The organism is Nonomuraea thailandensis, assembly GCF_024172165.1.
Taxonomy (GTDB): Bacteria; Actinomycetota; Actinomycetes; order Streptosporangiales; family Streptosporangiaceae; genus Nonomuraea; species Nonomuraea thailandensis.
Genome location: NZ_JAMZEB010000002.1, coordinates 2244473 through 2257458 on the forward strand (window position 1 = coordinate 2244473; position 12986 = coordinate 2257458).

Here is a 12986-nt window from a genome sequence, read left to right on the forward strand (position 1 = left end):
TTCACCAGGTGACCGGCAGCGAGCGCACGCCGAAGACCAGCATCTCGTCGCGTACCGGCACCTGCCCGGCCGGCACCGCCAGGCGCAGGCCCGGCAGGCGGGAGAGCAGCTCGCCCAGCCCGATCCGCAGCTCGATCCGGGCGAGCTGCTGGCCCAGGCACTGGTGCACGCCGTGCCCGAAGGCCAGGTGCGGCGTGCGGGCGCGGCGCACGTCGAGCACGTCGGGGTCGGGCCAGTGCCGCGGGTCGCGGTTCACCTCGGGTGTGGCGATCACGACGGTCGCGCCGGCCGGCAGGTCCACCCCGCCCAGCGTCACCGGCTCCGTGGCGACCCGGCTGACGCCGAGCTGGATGATCGACAGGAATCGCAGCAGCTCCTCCACCGCGCCGTCGATCAGGCCCGGCTCCGCCCGCAGGGCCGCGAGCTGGCCTGGGTGCTCCAGCAGCGCGAACGTGCCCAGGCCCAGCATGTTGGCCGTGGTCTCGTGGCCCGCGGTGAGCAGGAGGAGGGCCATGTCGACGAGCTGCGCGTCCGTCAGGGGCGGGTCGGCGTCGTGGACGAGCCCCGACAGCAGGTCGTCGGCGGGGTCCGAGCGCTTGGCCGACACCAGCCGCCGCATGAACGCGTGCAGCTCGGCGCGCGCCGCGATCTGCTCCTGCGGGGTGGAGCTCGCGCTCAGGCCGACCGCCGTGCGCTCCTGGAACTCCGCGCGGTCGGCGTAGTCCACGCCCAGCAGCTCGCAGATGACCAGCGACGGCAGCGGCAGCGCGAACGCCGGCACCAGATCGGCCCGCGTGCCCGCCGCCCGCATGGCCTCGATGTGCTCGACCGCGATCTCCCGGACCCGCGCCTCGAGCTGCCGCATCCGCCGTACGGTGAACTGGCCCGTCAGTGCCCGCCGCAGCCGGGTGTGCTCCGGCGGGTCCATGAAGACGAAGGCCCCGTCCTCGCGCTCCGCCACCGGCGCCTGTGGCGGACGTGGCGACGTGGCGTCGTGATGGCGCAGCTTGTCGGCGCTGAACCGGGCGTCCGACAGCACCGTGCGGGCCTCCTCGAACCCGGTCACCAGCCACGCCCGCGCGCCGTTCAGCAGGTCCAGCGGCCGGACCGGGCCGCCTCCGCGCAGGCCGGGCGGCGGGTCGAACGGGGCGCGCCCTCGCTCCACCACGTCCGGCGGCAGGATCCGCCGCATGCCGGCGGTGCTCACGCCCGCGGACCTCCCGGTCGAGCTGCTGTCGGTCATCAGCGTGTCCTCGTTCCATTAGGGTACGTTCCCGTATCTAACGGAGGACACCGTAGATCACCGAAATAAGATACGCAACCGATTCTCAAGTGAAGGTGGCCCTGGCCGGACCCAGGTACGGCAAGGCCAGCCCCGGCCCCATGTCCGCCCGCCCTCCGGTGTTCCACCAGGTGAGCGATCCAGAGAGGCACCGACATGACCACCATCAGCAACCTTCCGCCCGAAGCCCGGTCCGTGGCGTACGCGCGCAGGCTCACCCGCGCCACGCTGGCCGGATGGGGTGTGACGCCGGAGACGATCGACGACGCCACGCTCGTCGTCAGCGAGCTCGTCACCAACGCCGTCACCCACGCCCGGCCGCCCATCACCCTCAGCCTGACCCGGAAGCCGGGTGGCCTGCGGGCCGAGATCACCGACCATGGAGCCCTCGCCCCGCTGGTGCCGCGCCGGGCCGGCGAGGCCGCCACGGGCGGTCGCGGGCTGGGCCTGGTCGACGAGCTCGCCGACAGATGGAACGTCGAGGTGAACGGCGAACGCGGCTGCAAGACGGTCTGGTTCGAGATGGAAGCAGGCCTGACCTGCGCACATGCGATACTGGCGGTATGAGGCGGCAGGACGAGCTGCGGGAGTTCCTGCGCTCGCGGCGAGCCCGGGTGACCCCGCGCGAGGTGGGCCTGCCCGCGAGGACCGGTGGCCGCCGCGTGCGCGGGCTGCGCCGCGAGGAGCTCGCCCTGGCGGCCGGGGTCAGCGTCGACTACTACACCCGGATGGAGCAGGGGCGCGTCGGCAACGTCTCCGACCAGGTGCTGGAGGCGGTGGCCGGAGTCCTGCGGCTCGGCCCCGAGGAGCTGCGCCATCTGCGCGAGCTCATCACCGACCGGCATCACGCGCCGCCGCGGCCACCGGCCCGGCCGCGGGCCGCCCTGCGGATGATGCTCGACATGCTCGGCCCGGCGCCGGCGCTGCTGATGACCGGGGTCCTGGACATCCTGGCGATCAACCGGCTGGGCGCGGCTCTCCTCACCGATTTCGAGGCCATGCCCCGCGCCGAGCGCAACGAGATCCGCTGGATCTTCCTCGATCCCCGGGCCCGCGACGTCTTCCCCGACTGGGACGAGGTCGCCGTCGAGGCCGCCGCCTGGCTGCGGGGCGCGCTGGGCCGGGCCGGCGACGACCCGCGCCCGCAGGCGCTGGTCGACGAGCTGACCGAGCGCTCCGCCGAGTTCGCCCGCCACTGGGCCGAGCACCGGGTGACCTACTGCACGTACGGGGCCAAGCGGATACGCCATCCCGAGGCGGGAACGATGACGCTCAGCTGGGAGTCGTTCGCGCCCACCGCCGATCCCGACCTGTATCTGGTCGTCTACACCGCGCCGACCGGCTCCCCGTCGGAGGAGAGGCTGCTGGCGCTGGCCGAGCGCGCGCGGGTGGCGTGACGGCGCGGATCGTCGAGACGATCAGGAGTCGCCGTCGGGCAGGTGGTGCTCGGCCCACTGGGACAACTCGTGCAGCGCCGGCATCAGCGCCTTGCCGCTGTCGGTCAGCTCGTAGGTGACCGTGACCGGCGGCCCGGCGTCCACGGTGCGCGCGATCAGGCCCGCCTTGGCGAGCTCGGACAGCCGGTCGGACAGCACGGAGTCGCTCACCCCGCCGATGGCCCGCGACAGCTCGCGGAAGCCGGCCGGCCCGGCGCGCAGGCTGCCGAGCACGGGGCCGCTCCAGCGCTTGCCGAGCAGGGCGAAGGCGCGCGTCAGCGCGGCATCACCGCGTGCGCAGTCGGCCACGTCTCGCCGCATGGGTGCCCTTGCCATGCCTCCACACTAGCAGAAACAAGGTCACTTTGATTTTACTAGTAGATATGAATAGCCTAGGCGCACCTCAATGACTAGCAAGGAGACTGTGATGGGTGAGAATGCGCGGGTGCGCCCCGCCGTCGTGGTGCTGGGCGGCGGATACGGCGGCTCCAAGGTGGCCAGGCTGCTCGACGACGTGGCGGACGTGACGCTGGTCGATCCGTCCGACGCGTTCATGCACAACGTCGCCGCCTGGCGGGCGCTGGTCGAGCCGGAGTGGCTGGACCGGATCTTCGTGCCCTACCGGCGGCTGCTCACGCACGGGCGCTTCCTGCGCGACCGCGCCGTGGCCGTGGACGGCACGCAGGTGACGCTCGCCTCCGGAGCCACGCTCCGGCCCGACTACCTGGTGCTGGCCACGGGCTCGGCGTACCCGTTCCCTGCCAAGGCCGGCAAGCCGGACGCCGAGCTCGCCAAGGCCGAGGCGCGCGCCGCGCACGAGGCGCTCGCCGGCGCCGAGCGGGTGCTCCTGGTCGGCGCGGGCCCCGTGGGGCTGGAGCTGGCCGGCGAGATCAAGGCCGCGTTCCCCGGCAAGCACGTCACGCTCGCCGACGTCGCCCCCGACATCCTGCCGGGGCCGTTCGAGCAGGAGCTGCGCGACGAGCTGCGCAGGCAGCTCGACGAGCTCGGCGTCGAGCTCAAGCTCGGCAGCCCGCTGCGGGAGCTGCCCGGCGCGCCGCCCGCCACCGCCGCTCCCATCGCGATCGCGACCGAGGCGGGGGACAAGCTGACGGCCGACGTCTGGTTCCGCTGCTTCGGGGTGGTGCCCCGCACCGACTACCTGCGCGGCGAGCTCGCCGGGGCCCTGGACGCGCAGGGATACATCCGCGTCGACTCGTCGCTGCGGGTGCTCGGGCAGGAGCGCGTCTTCGCCATCGGCGACATCTCCGACGCCGACCGCAACATGGCCGGCTTCGCCGGGCAGCAGGGCGAGCTGCTGGCCGCGAACCTGCGCGCGCGGATCACCGGCGAGGGCGAGACGCTCGCGTACGAGCGCCGCCCCGCGCTGATCCTCGTGCCCCTCGGCCCCGAGGGCGGCGCCGGCCAGCTCCCCGGGCAGGGCGTCATCGGCGCCGAGGCCACGGCCGAGATCAAGGGGCGGGCGATGCTGGTCGAGCACAGCACCGGCCACTTCGACGCCCCGGGCCAGGCCTGACCCGGAGGCCGCGCGGGGCAGGGCCAGGTGTGCGTGATCGGCGGCGTGGCCTAGCATGCGGGCATGCAGACTGCTGCGGGCGTGGTGCTCGCGGGTGGGCGCTCCACCCGGATGGGACAGCCGAAGGCCTGGCTGGACTGGCACGGCTCGACGTTGTTGTACCGGGCCGCCGCGGTCCTCGCCAGGACGGTGGACGGCCCGGTCGTCGTGGTCGCCGCGCCGGGGCAGGAGCTGCCGCCGCTGCCCTCCGGGGTCACGGTGGCCGAGGACCCCGTCGAGGGGCTGGGCCCCATGCAGGGGCTGGCCGTGGGGCTCGCGGCGGTGGCCGGGCAGGCCGAGACGGCGTTCGTGTGCTCCACCGACCTGCCGTTCCTGCACCCGGCCTTCGTCCGGCGGGTCCTGCGCGCGCTGACCCCCGGCACGGACGTCGCGCTGCCGGTCGCCAGGGGCTTCCGGCAGCCGCTGGCCGCCGGCTACCGGACCGCGCTGGCCGGGCTGGTCGCGAGCCTGCTGGCCGAGGGTGACCTGCGGCCGGGCATGTTGTTCAAGCACTGCGAGGTGGCCCGGCTCGGCGACGCGGAGCTGCTGGCGGACGCGGAGCTCGCCCGGCTCGACCCGGAGCTGGAGTCCGTGGTCAACGTCAACTCCCCCGAGGACTACGCGGCGGCCAGGGACCGGCAGCCGCCGGAGGTCGTGGTGGAGCGGTTCGGCGCGCTCGCCAGGAACGGCGGCCACCGGCCGCACGCCATCAGGGCCGCCACGCTGGGAGCCGCGGCGGCCGCGGTCGGGCTGACCCTGGACCGGCACGTGGTGGCCGCACTCAACGGCGACCAGGTCACCCGCGACACGGCCCTGCCCCTGGCGGCCGGCGACACCGTCGCCTTCCTGTCGGCGGACGCCGGGGGCTGACTGGTCCGGCTCCGTCGTAGAGTCGGGGCATGGCTGCTGGCGGGTTCTTCGGACGAGCGTTGCTGGTGGACGTCGCAGGCACGGCGGCGAGCGGCGTCCCCTACGAGCTGGACGAGCGGGTGCTGCGCGCCTATCTCGGCGGGGTGGGCCTCGGCACGTGGCTGCTGCACCGGCTGGCCCCCGCCGGCGTCGATCCGCTCGCTCCGGCGGCGCCCCTGGCGTTCGTCTTCTCCTCGCTGGTCGGCACGCCGCTGACGACCAGCGCGAAGTTCGCGGTGGTGGCCAAGTCCCCGCTGACCGGCCTGCTGACCGACGCCCTGGCCTCCAGCCAGTTCGCCATCGCCGGCAAGCTGACCGGTCATGACGCGATCGTGATCCGCGGCCGGGCCGAGGAGCTGTCGGTGCTGCTGATCGACGGCGACGGCGTGCGGCTCGAACCGGCGCCCGAGCTCGCCGGGCTGCCCGCGGCCGAGGCGGAGCGCGCGGCGCGGGCGCGGTTCGGCCGCACCTGGCGCACCGCGGCGATCGGCCCGGCGGGCGAGCGCCAGGTGCGGTACGCGACCATCAGCCATGACGGCCGCCACGCGGGCCGGGGCGGCCTGGGCGCCGTCATGGGCGCCAAGAACATCAAGGCCGTGCTGGTCAGGGCCGCGACCAAGGTGTCGGTGGCCGACCAGGCCGCAGTGCTGGCCGCCGCCCGCGACCTGCGCGGGCGCAGCTTCGGCCCGGCCACCGCGAAGTACCGGGAGCTGGGCACGCTGGCCAACCTCCTGGCGTTCAACGCCGTCAGCACCCTGCCCACCCGCAACTTCACCGCCGCCACGTTCGAGGGCGCGCCCCGCCTGGCCGCCGAGGAGCTGCACGAGCTGCGCGGGGTGGCCCGCAACAGCTGCGCGTCCTGCTCCATCGGCTGCGAGCACATCTACTCGCGCAAGGGCGGCGGCAAGCAGCGGATGGAGTACGAGAACGTCTTCGCGCTCGGCCCGCTGTGCGGCGTGTCCGACCCCGACGAGGTGTTCGCCGCCAGCGCCCGCTGTGACGAGCTGGGCATCGACACCATCTCGGCGGGCGGCACGATCGCGTGGGCCATGGAGTGCGCCGAGCGCGGCCTGCTCGACGAGCCGTGGCTGCGGTTCGGCGACGGCGCGGCGCTGCTGCGCGCGCTGGACGCGATCGGGGAGCGCTCGCCCGGCCTGGGCGAGCTGCTCGCGCAGGGCTCGCGCCGCGCCGCCGCCGTGGTGGGGCACTCCTCGATCGACTTCGCGCCGCAGGTCAAGGGCCTGGAACTGCCCGGTTACGAGCCGCGCAGCCTCCAGGCCATGGCGCTCGGGCTCGCGGTGAACGCCAGGGGAGCCGACCACAACCGGTCCGGCGCCTACGAGGCCGACCTGTCGGGCGAGCTCGACCGGCTGGCCGGCGGGGCGGCCCACGTCGCCGCCGCCGTCGACACCGAGGACCGCGCCGCGGTCATGGACTCCATGATTCTCTGCAAGTTCCTGCGCGGCGTCTTCGACGACCCCTTCACGGAGTGGGCCCGGCTGCTGGAGCTGGTCACCGGATGGCCGCTGGACGCCGCCGAGCTGCGGGAGACCGCCAGGCGGATCGTCCGGGCCAAGCGCGCGTACAACCTGCGCGAGGGCGCCACCGCCGCCGACGACACGCTGCCGCCGCGCATGCTGGAAACGCCGCTGGAGCTCGGCTCCGGCCGCCGCGCGTCGCTCGACGCGGGCCGCCTGCGATCGATGGTCGCCGGCTACTACGCCGCCCGCGGGCTGGACGCCGAAGGGCGCGTCGCGGCGGCTGACCTCCAGGATCTCCTGCTCGACGGGTAGAAGATCGTGAGGAGGGGGTAGAAGACCGGTCACTCGCAGGGGTAGATTGCTGGCATGGTGTATGCCGTATTCTGTATGCCAGCGTGGAGTTGAGATGACGACGCTCGAGGAGCCGGCGACCGGCGTGCGGACCGTGACCGTCGAGATCGACGGCCGTGCCGTGACCGTGCCGGAAGGCACCAGCATTTACGACGCAGCGAAACAGCTGGACATCGACATACCGGTGTTGTGCCACAACGAGCGGTACGACCCCGTCGGGGTGTGCCGCATGTGCGTGGTGGACACCGGCGGGCGGGCCTTCGCCGCCGCCTGCGTGCGCCCCTGCGAGGAAGGCATGCAGGTCAAGACCAGCACCCCGGAGGTGGAACGCAACCGGGCCACGCTGACCGAGCTGCTGCTGTCCGACCAGCCGCCGCGCGCGGAGGACCCGAAACAGACGACCACCGGCGACAACCTGCTCCTCGACCTCGCCGACCGGTTCGACGTGGCCAAGGAGACGACGGACCTGCCGTGCGGCTCCGGCCGCGGCGTGGACCTCTCCAACCCGGTCATCGCGGTGAACCACGACGCCTGCATCCTGTGCGACCGCTGCGTCCGCGCCTGCGACGACATCCAGGGCAACGACGTCATCGGCCGCTCCGGCAAGGGCTACTCGACCAGGATCGCCTTCGACCTCAACGATCCGATGGGCGCCAGCTCCTGCGTGACGTGCGGCGAGTGCGTGCAGGCCTGCCCCACCGGCGCCCTGACCAACAAGGCGATCAACGACATCCCCATCCGGCCCCGCGAGGAGCTGGACGCGGTCGACACCGTGTGCCCGTACTGCGGCGTCGGCTGCGCCCTGACCTACTACGTCGACCGGTCGCGCGGCGCGATCGCCTTCGCCGAGGGGCGCGATCAGCCGGGCTCGAAGAGCCGGCTGTGCGTCAAGGGCCGCTACGGCTGGGACTACGCGGCCTCCCCGCAACGCCTGACCATGCCCCTGATCAGGAAGGAGTCGTCCTACCCCAAGGGCCCGCTGTCGGCCGACGTGCGCGGCGACTCCTCCAACGACCGGGGGCGCGCGGGCGGCGGCGGCGACCGCAGCGCCAGGCTGAGCAGGAACGGCAAGGACCGCAAGCGCAAGCCGGGCGGGCTCGTCGACTACGACGAGGTGCTGCCGCACTTCCGCGAGGCCACCTGGGAGGAGGCGCTCGACCTCGTCGCCCGGCGGCTGAAGGAGATCCACGCCGAGCTGGGCCCCGGCGCCATCGCCGGGTTCGGCTCCGCGAAGTGCTCCAACGAGGAGGCCTACCTCTTCCAGAAGCTGATCAGGGCCGGGTTCGGCACCAACAACGTCGACCACTGCACGCGGCTGTGCCACGCCTCGTCGGTGGCCGCGCTGTTCGAGGGCGTCGGCTCCGGCGCCGTCTCGACCACGTACGGCGACGTCGCCAACGCCGAGGTCGTTATCATCACCGGCTCGAACCCCACGGCGAACCACCCCGTGGCCAGCTCCTTCTTCAAGCAGGCCCGCCGCCGCGGCACGAAGATCGTCTATGTCGATCCGCGCGCCAGCACCGTGGCCGAGCACGCCGACTACCACTGCCAGGTCAAGCCGGGCACCGACGTGGCGTTCTACAACGCGGTCATGCACGAGGTGATCCGGCTCGGCCTGATCGACATGGAGTTCATCAAGGCCCGCGTCTCCGGCTTCGAGGAGCTCGTGCGCACCGTCAACGACTACCCGCCCGAGCGCGCCGCGCAGATCACCGGCGTCGACGCCGACCTGATCCGCGAGGTCGCGCGGGTCTGGGGCGAGGCCAAGGCCGGCGTCATCTACTGGGGCATGGGCATCTCCCAGCACACCACCGGCACCGACAACGCCCGCTGCCTCATCGCGCTCTGCTCGATCACCGGCAACGTCGGCAGGCCGGGCACGGGCCTGCACCCGCTGCGCGGGCAGAACAACGTCCAGGGCGCCTCCGACGCCGGGCTGATCCCCATGTTCTACCCCGACTACCAGGGCGTCGACCGCGACGCCACCCGCAGGCGGTTCGAGCAGGCCTGGGGCACCGAGCTCGACCCCGAGCGCGGGCTCACCGTCACCGAGATCATCGGCTCGGTGCTGAAGCCGGGCGGCGTGCGCGGCATGTACATGCTCGGCGAGAACCCGTTCCTGTCCGACCCCAACATCAACAAGGTGCGCAAGGCGCTGTCCCAGCTCGACTTCCTGGTCGTGCAGGACATCTTCCTGACCGAGACCGCCGAGTTCGCCGACGTCATCCTGCCGGCGTCGTCCTACCTGGAGAAGGAGGGCACCTACACCAACACCGACCGGCGCGTGCAGCTCGGCCGCAAGGTGATGGACCCGCCCGGCCAGGCCAGGGTGGACTGGGAGATCATCCAGGACCTCGCCCGCAGGATCGGGCTGGACTGGTCGTACGCCACGCCCAGCGAGGTGTTCGACGAGATGGTCGAGCTCATGCCGTCGTACGCGAACCTGCGCCACGACAACCTGGGGCTGACCGGCAAGCTCTACCCCAACGCCGACCCCGACCACTCCGACGGCACCGTGGTCCTGTTCGACGAGCGGTTCAACACCGACGACGGTCTCGCCCACCTCGTGCCCGCGCAGTGGCTGCCGGCCAAGGAGCTGCCGGACGCCGAGTACCCGCTGGTGCTCAACACCGGGCGGCTGCTCGAACACTGGCACACCGGGTCGATGACGCGGCGGTCGTACGCGCTGGACACGATCTCGCCGATCGCCGAGGTGTACATGCACCCGAAGGACGCCGCCGACCGCGGCCTGTCGCACGGCCAGCCGGTCCGCGTGCGCTCCCGGCGCGGCGTCATCGAGCTGCAGGTCCGCATCTCCCACCGCGAGCAGCTCGGCAACTGCTTCATCCCGTTCCACTTCCGTGAGGCGGCGGCGAACCTGCTGACGATCGACGAGATCGACCCCTACGGCAAGATCCCCGAGTTCAAGTTCTGTGCGATCCAGGTCGAGGCGCTGCGCGCCGAGCCCACGTGGAGTGTGTCCGAATGACTCTGAGTTTCGAGGTGGGCCGCCGGCTTCCGGGTGTCGAGGCGCGGGCCGGCAAGTTCCCCGGGCCGTCGCTGATCCCGGCGCTCAACGCCGTCCAGGCGAGGCTGGGCTGGCTGCCGCGGGAGGAGCTCGAGGAGCTGGCCCGCACCATGCGGCGGCCGCTGTACGAGATCGAGGGGCTCGTCTCGTTCTACCCGCACTACCGCACGACCCCGCCCGCCAAGGTGAGCGTCAGCGTGTGCCACGACCTGTCGTGCTGGCTGCGCTCGGCCGACGACCGCATCGCCGAGGTACGCGCCCGGTACGGCGACGACACCGAGATCGAGCTCACCGAGGTGTCCTGCCTGGGCCGCTGCGACAGCGCCCCGGCCCTGGCCGTCAACGAGCACCCGGCGCCGGTCGCCGGCCTCGACGAGCTCGTGGCCGCGGCCCGCGAGGAGGAACTGGCCGAGGCCGCCGTGACGGGGCGCGCCGAGCCCTGGCCGAACGACCCGTACCCGGCCGGCTCCGACGTCCAGGGCCGGTACGCGAGCCTGCGCGCCCTGCTGGCCGGCCGGATGAGCGCCGAGAGCGTGGTGGCCACGCTGGAGGCGTCCGGGCTGCGCGGCATGGGCGGCGCCGGCTTCCCCACGGGCCGCAAGTGGGGCCTGGTCGCCGCCACCGAGCCGGGCGGCGTCAAGTACGCGATCTGCAACGCCGACGAGTCCGAGCCCGGCACGTTCAAGGACCGGCAGATCCTGACCGACCAGCCGCACCTGGTGATCGAGGGTCTCCTGCTCGGCATGGCCGTGGTCGGCGCCGAGCAGGGCTGGATCTTCATCCGGCACGAGTACGGCCCCGAGGAGCGCGTGCTGCACGCGGAGCTCGAGGCGCTGCGCGAGGCCGGCGTGATCGGCGAGAACGCCTGCGGCAGCGGCCGCCGCCTCGACGTCGACATCTTCGTCTCGCCGGGCGGCTACATCCTCGGCGAGGAGACCGCGCTGCTGGAGTGCATGGAGGGCCATCGCGGCGAGCCGCGCAACAAGCCGCCCTTCCCCGGGAACTACGGCCTGCACGGCCGCCCCACGCTGATCAACTCCGTGGAGACCTTCGCCGACGTGCCGGTGATCCTGCAGCACGGCGCCGAATGGTGGGCCGCGCAGGGCGAGGGGGACAGCACCGGCTGGAAGTTCTTCGCCGTCTCCGGCCACGTCGAGAACCCCGGCGTGTACTGCGTGCCCATGGGCACCACGGTGCGCGCCCTGATCGACCTGGCCGGCGGCGTGAGCGGCGGCGCCCGCGTCGGCGCCGTGCAGCCGGGCGGCGCGTCCTCCAACTTCATCGGCCCCGACAAGCTGGACCTGCCGCTGGACTTCGGCTCGCTCGCCGAGGCCGGGACCATGCTCGGCTCCGGCGCCCTGGTGGTGCTGGCCGAGGGCACCGACCTGCTGGCCGCCGCCACCAACGTGCTGCGCTTCTTCCGCAACGAGTCGTGCGGTAAGTGCGTGCCCTGCCGGGTAGGCTCCACCAAGGCCCACGAGGTGCTGCGCGGGGTGCTGGACTCCGGGTCCGCCACCCTCGACGAGGCGCAGCAGGGCCGGATCGTGCAACTCGAGGAGACCATGCGCAAGACATCCATCTGCGGGCTCGGGCAGGTGGCGCTCGGGCCGGTGGTGTCGGTGCTCGGGCTGAACAAGGGCGCCGCGGCGGCGCGCCCGCAGCCCCGCCCCGAAGGGTCGAAGGAGCAGCCGGACCGTTGAGCGGCAGAGAGTTCTTCACGGCGCGGACCCTCGCCGAGGTCCGCGCCGGGTTCCGGCCCGCGCATCGCACGCCCGCCGAGCGCGTCCCGCTGTCCGGGGCGCTGCACCGGGTGCCCGCCGCCGACATCACCGCGCCCGAAGCGCTGCCCGGCTTCGCCCGGTCCACCGTCGACGGCTTCGCGGTCCGCGCGATGGACACCTACGGCGCCTCCGACGCGCTGCCGTCCTACCTCGACCTGCTCGGCGCGGTGCGCATGGGCGCGGCGCCCGACGTGGCGGTCCGGGCCGGCGGATGCGTCGCCATGCCGACCGGAGGCGTGCTCCCGGCCGGCGCCGACGCGGTCGTCATGGTGGAGTACACCGCCGAGACGATGCCGGGCACGATCGAGGTGACCCGGCCCGTCGCGCCGGGCGGCGGCATCGTCCGCGCCGACGAGGACGTCGCACAGGGCGGCGTGCTGGCGCCGGCCGGCCGGCCGCTGCGCGCCCCCGACCTCGGCTTCCTCGCCGCGGCCGGCGTCACCGAGGTCGTCGCGCACCGCCGCCCCCGGGTGGCGATCGTCTCCACCGGCGACGAGGTGGTGCCGCCCGGCACCGCGCGGCTCGGCCCCGGGCAGGTGCGCGACGCCACCGCCTCCGCGCTGGCGGGGCTGGTGGCCGGCGCGGGCGGCGAGCCGGTGATCGCCGGCATCGTCCCGGACGAGCCCGGCGCGCTGAAGGACCGGCTGACCGCGCTGCTGCCCGAATCCGACCTGGTCGTCGTGTCGGCGGGCTCGTCCGTCGGCACGAGGGACGAGACGGCGGGCGCGGTGGCCGCCGTCGGCGAGGTCTGGTGCCACGGGATCGCCATCAAACCGGGCAAGCCCACGCTGCTGGCCGAGTGCTCGGGCATCCCGCTCATCGGGCTGCCCGGCAACCCGCTGTCCGCGCTGGTCGTGTTCGGGCAGGTCGGCGTGCCGCTGCTGTGGCGCCTGGCCGGGTGCGAGAGCCCGCCGCCGCAGCCGAGCACCCGCGCGCGGCTGTCGCGCGACCTGGCCTCGGCGGCGGGGCGGCTCGACGTGGTCCAGGTCGGCGTGCGGAACGGCGTGGCCGAGCCGATCTTCGGCCCGTCGGCGCTGCTGTCGGTGCTGACCCGCGCCGACGGCTACGTGATCGTGCCGGAACCGGCCACCGGGCTGGACGCGGGCACCGAAGTAGAGGTCGTGCTGTACCGATGAGCGCGGAAA

The 12986-nt window shown here is 73.4% G+C and carries 10 protein-coding genes; 8 read left to right on the forward strand and 2 right to left on the reverse strand.

Annotation, left to right across the window (positions count from 1 at the left end; genetic code table 11):
- Position 1: 1 nt before the first annotated feature.
- Complete coding sequence (locus HD597_RS14255) at positions 2–1243, reverse strand: cytochrome P450 (RefSeq protein WP_253742550.1); 1242 nt, start codon at positions 1241–1243, stop codon at positions 2–4.
- Between the two features lie 195 nt (positions 1244–1438).
- Between HD597_RS14255 and HD597_RS14260 the strand changes: the two genes are divergently transcribed.
- Positions 1439–1849, forward strand: coding sequence for an ATP-binding protein (locus HD597_RS14260; RefSeq protein WP_253742551.1), 411 nt, complete (start codon positions 1439–1441; stop codon positions 1847–1849).
- Complete coding sequence (locus tag HD597_RS14265) at positions 1846–2679, forward strand: helix-turn-helix transcriptional regulator (RefSeq protein ID WP_253742552.1); 834 nt, start codon at positions 1846–1848, stop codon at positions 2677–2679. Before HD597_RS14260 ends, HD597_RS14265 begins: the two co-directional genes overlap by 4 nt.
- Positions 2680–2700: 21 nt before the next feature.
- Here the strand turns inward: HD597_RS14265 and HD597_RS14270 are convergent, their stop codons facing one another.
- Positions 2701–3054: a winged helix-turn-helix transcriptional regulator gene (locus tag HD597_RS14270; protein WP_253742554.1), complete on the reverse strand. Its 354-nt coding sequence runs from the start codon at positions 3052–3054 to the stop codon at positions 2701–2703.
- A 91-nt stretch (positions 3055–3145) separates the two neighbouring features.
- On the opposite strand from HD597_RS14270, the gene HD597_RS14275 reads away from it, so the two are divergent.
- The 6 genes from HD597_RS14275 to HD597_RS14300 all read left to right on the forward strand — a co-directional run bounded on the left by HD597_RS14275 (position 3146) and on the right by HD597_RS14300 (position 12977).
- Complete coding sequence (locus HD597_RS14275) at positions 3146–4252, forward strand: NAD(P)/FAD-dependent oxidoreductase (protein WP_253742555.1); 1107 nt, start codon at positions 3146–3148, stop codon at positions 4250–4252.
- 63 nt (positions 4253–4315) lie between these two features.
- Entirely contained in the window at positions 4316–5161 is an 846-nt protein-coding gene (locus tag HD597_RS14280) for an NTP transferase domain-containing protein (RefSeq protein ID WP_253742556.1), read from the forward strand.
- A 29-nt stretch (positions 5162–5190) separates the two neighbouring features.
- A complete protein-coding gene (locus HD597_RS14285; RefSeq protein WP_253742558.1) occupies positions 5191–6993 on the forward strand; it encodes an aldehyde ferredoxin oxidoreductase family protein in 1803 nt (600 codons plus the stop codon).
- A 94-nt stretch (positions 6994–7087) separates the two neighbouring features.
- On the forward strand, positions 7088–10021 hold the full coding sequence (fdhF, locus tag HD597_RS14290) for a formate dehydrogenase subunit alpha (protein WP_253742560.1): 2934 nt from the start codon (positions 7088–7090) through the stop codon (positions 10019–10021).
- A complete protein-coding gene (locus HD597_RS14295; protein ID WP_253742563.1) occupies positions 10018–11760 on the forward strand; it encodes an NAD(P)H-dependent oxidoreductase subunit E in 1743 nt (580 codons plus the stop codon). The genes fdhF and HD597_RS14295 overlap by 4 nt, the downstream gene beginning before the upstream one ends.
- Positions 11757–12977, forward strand: coding sequence for a molybdopterin molybdotransferase MoeA (locus tag HD597_RS14300; RefSeq protein WP_253742566.1), 1221 nt, complete (start codon positions 11757–11759; stop codon positions 12975–12977). Before HD597_RS14295 ends, HD597_RS14300 begins: the two co-directional genes overlap by 4 nt.
- Positions 12978–12986: the final 9 nt, after the last annotated feature.

Bases quoted from the DNA above. Each gene is read 5' to 3' on its own strand.
- HD597_RS14255 (WP_253742550.1), bottom strand. From the start codon at position 1,243: ATGACCGACAGCAGCTCGACCGGGAGGTCCGCGGGCGTGAGCACCGCC.
- HD597_RS14285 (WP_253742558.1), top strand. From the start codon at position 5,191: ATGGCTGCTGGCGGGTTCTTCGGACGAGCGTTGCTGGTGGACGTCGCA.
- HD597_RS14265 (WP_253742552.1), top strand. From the start codon at position 1,846: ATGAGGCGGCAGGACGAGCTGCGGGAGTTCCTGCGCTCGCGGCGAGCC.
- HD597_RS14295 (WP_253742563.1), top strand. From the start codon at position 10,018: ATGACTCTGAGTTTCGAGGTGGGCCGCCGGCTTCCGGGTGTCGAGGCG.
- HD597_RS14260 (WP_253742551.1), top strand. From the start codon at position 1,439: ATGACCACCATCAGCAACCTTCCGCCCGAAGCCCGGTCCGTGGCGTAC.
- fdhF (WP_253742560.1), top strand. From the start codon at position 7,088: ATGACGACGCTCGAGGAGCCGGCGACCGGCGTGCGGACCGTGACCGTC.
- HD597_RS14275 (WP_253742555.1), top strand. From the start codon at position 3,146: ATGGGTGAGAATGCGCGGGTGCGCCCCGCCGTCGTGGTGCTGGGCGGC.
- HD597_RS14280 (WP_253742556.1), top strand. From the start codon at position 4,316: ATGCAGACTGCTGCGGGCGTGGTGCTCGCGGGTGGGCGCTCCACCCGG.
- HD597_RS14270 (WP_253742554.1), bottom strand. From the start codon at position 3,054: ATGGCAAGGGCACCCATGCGGCGAGACGTGGCCGACTGCGCACGCGGT.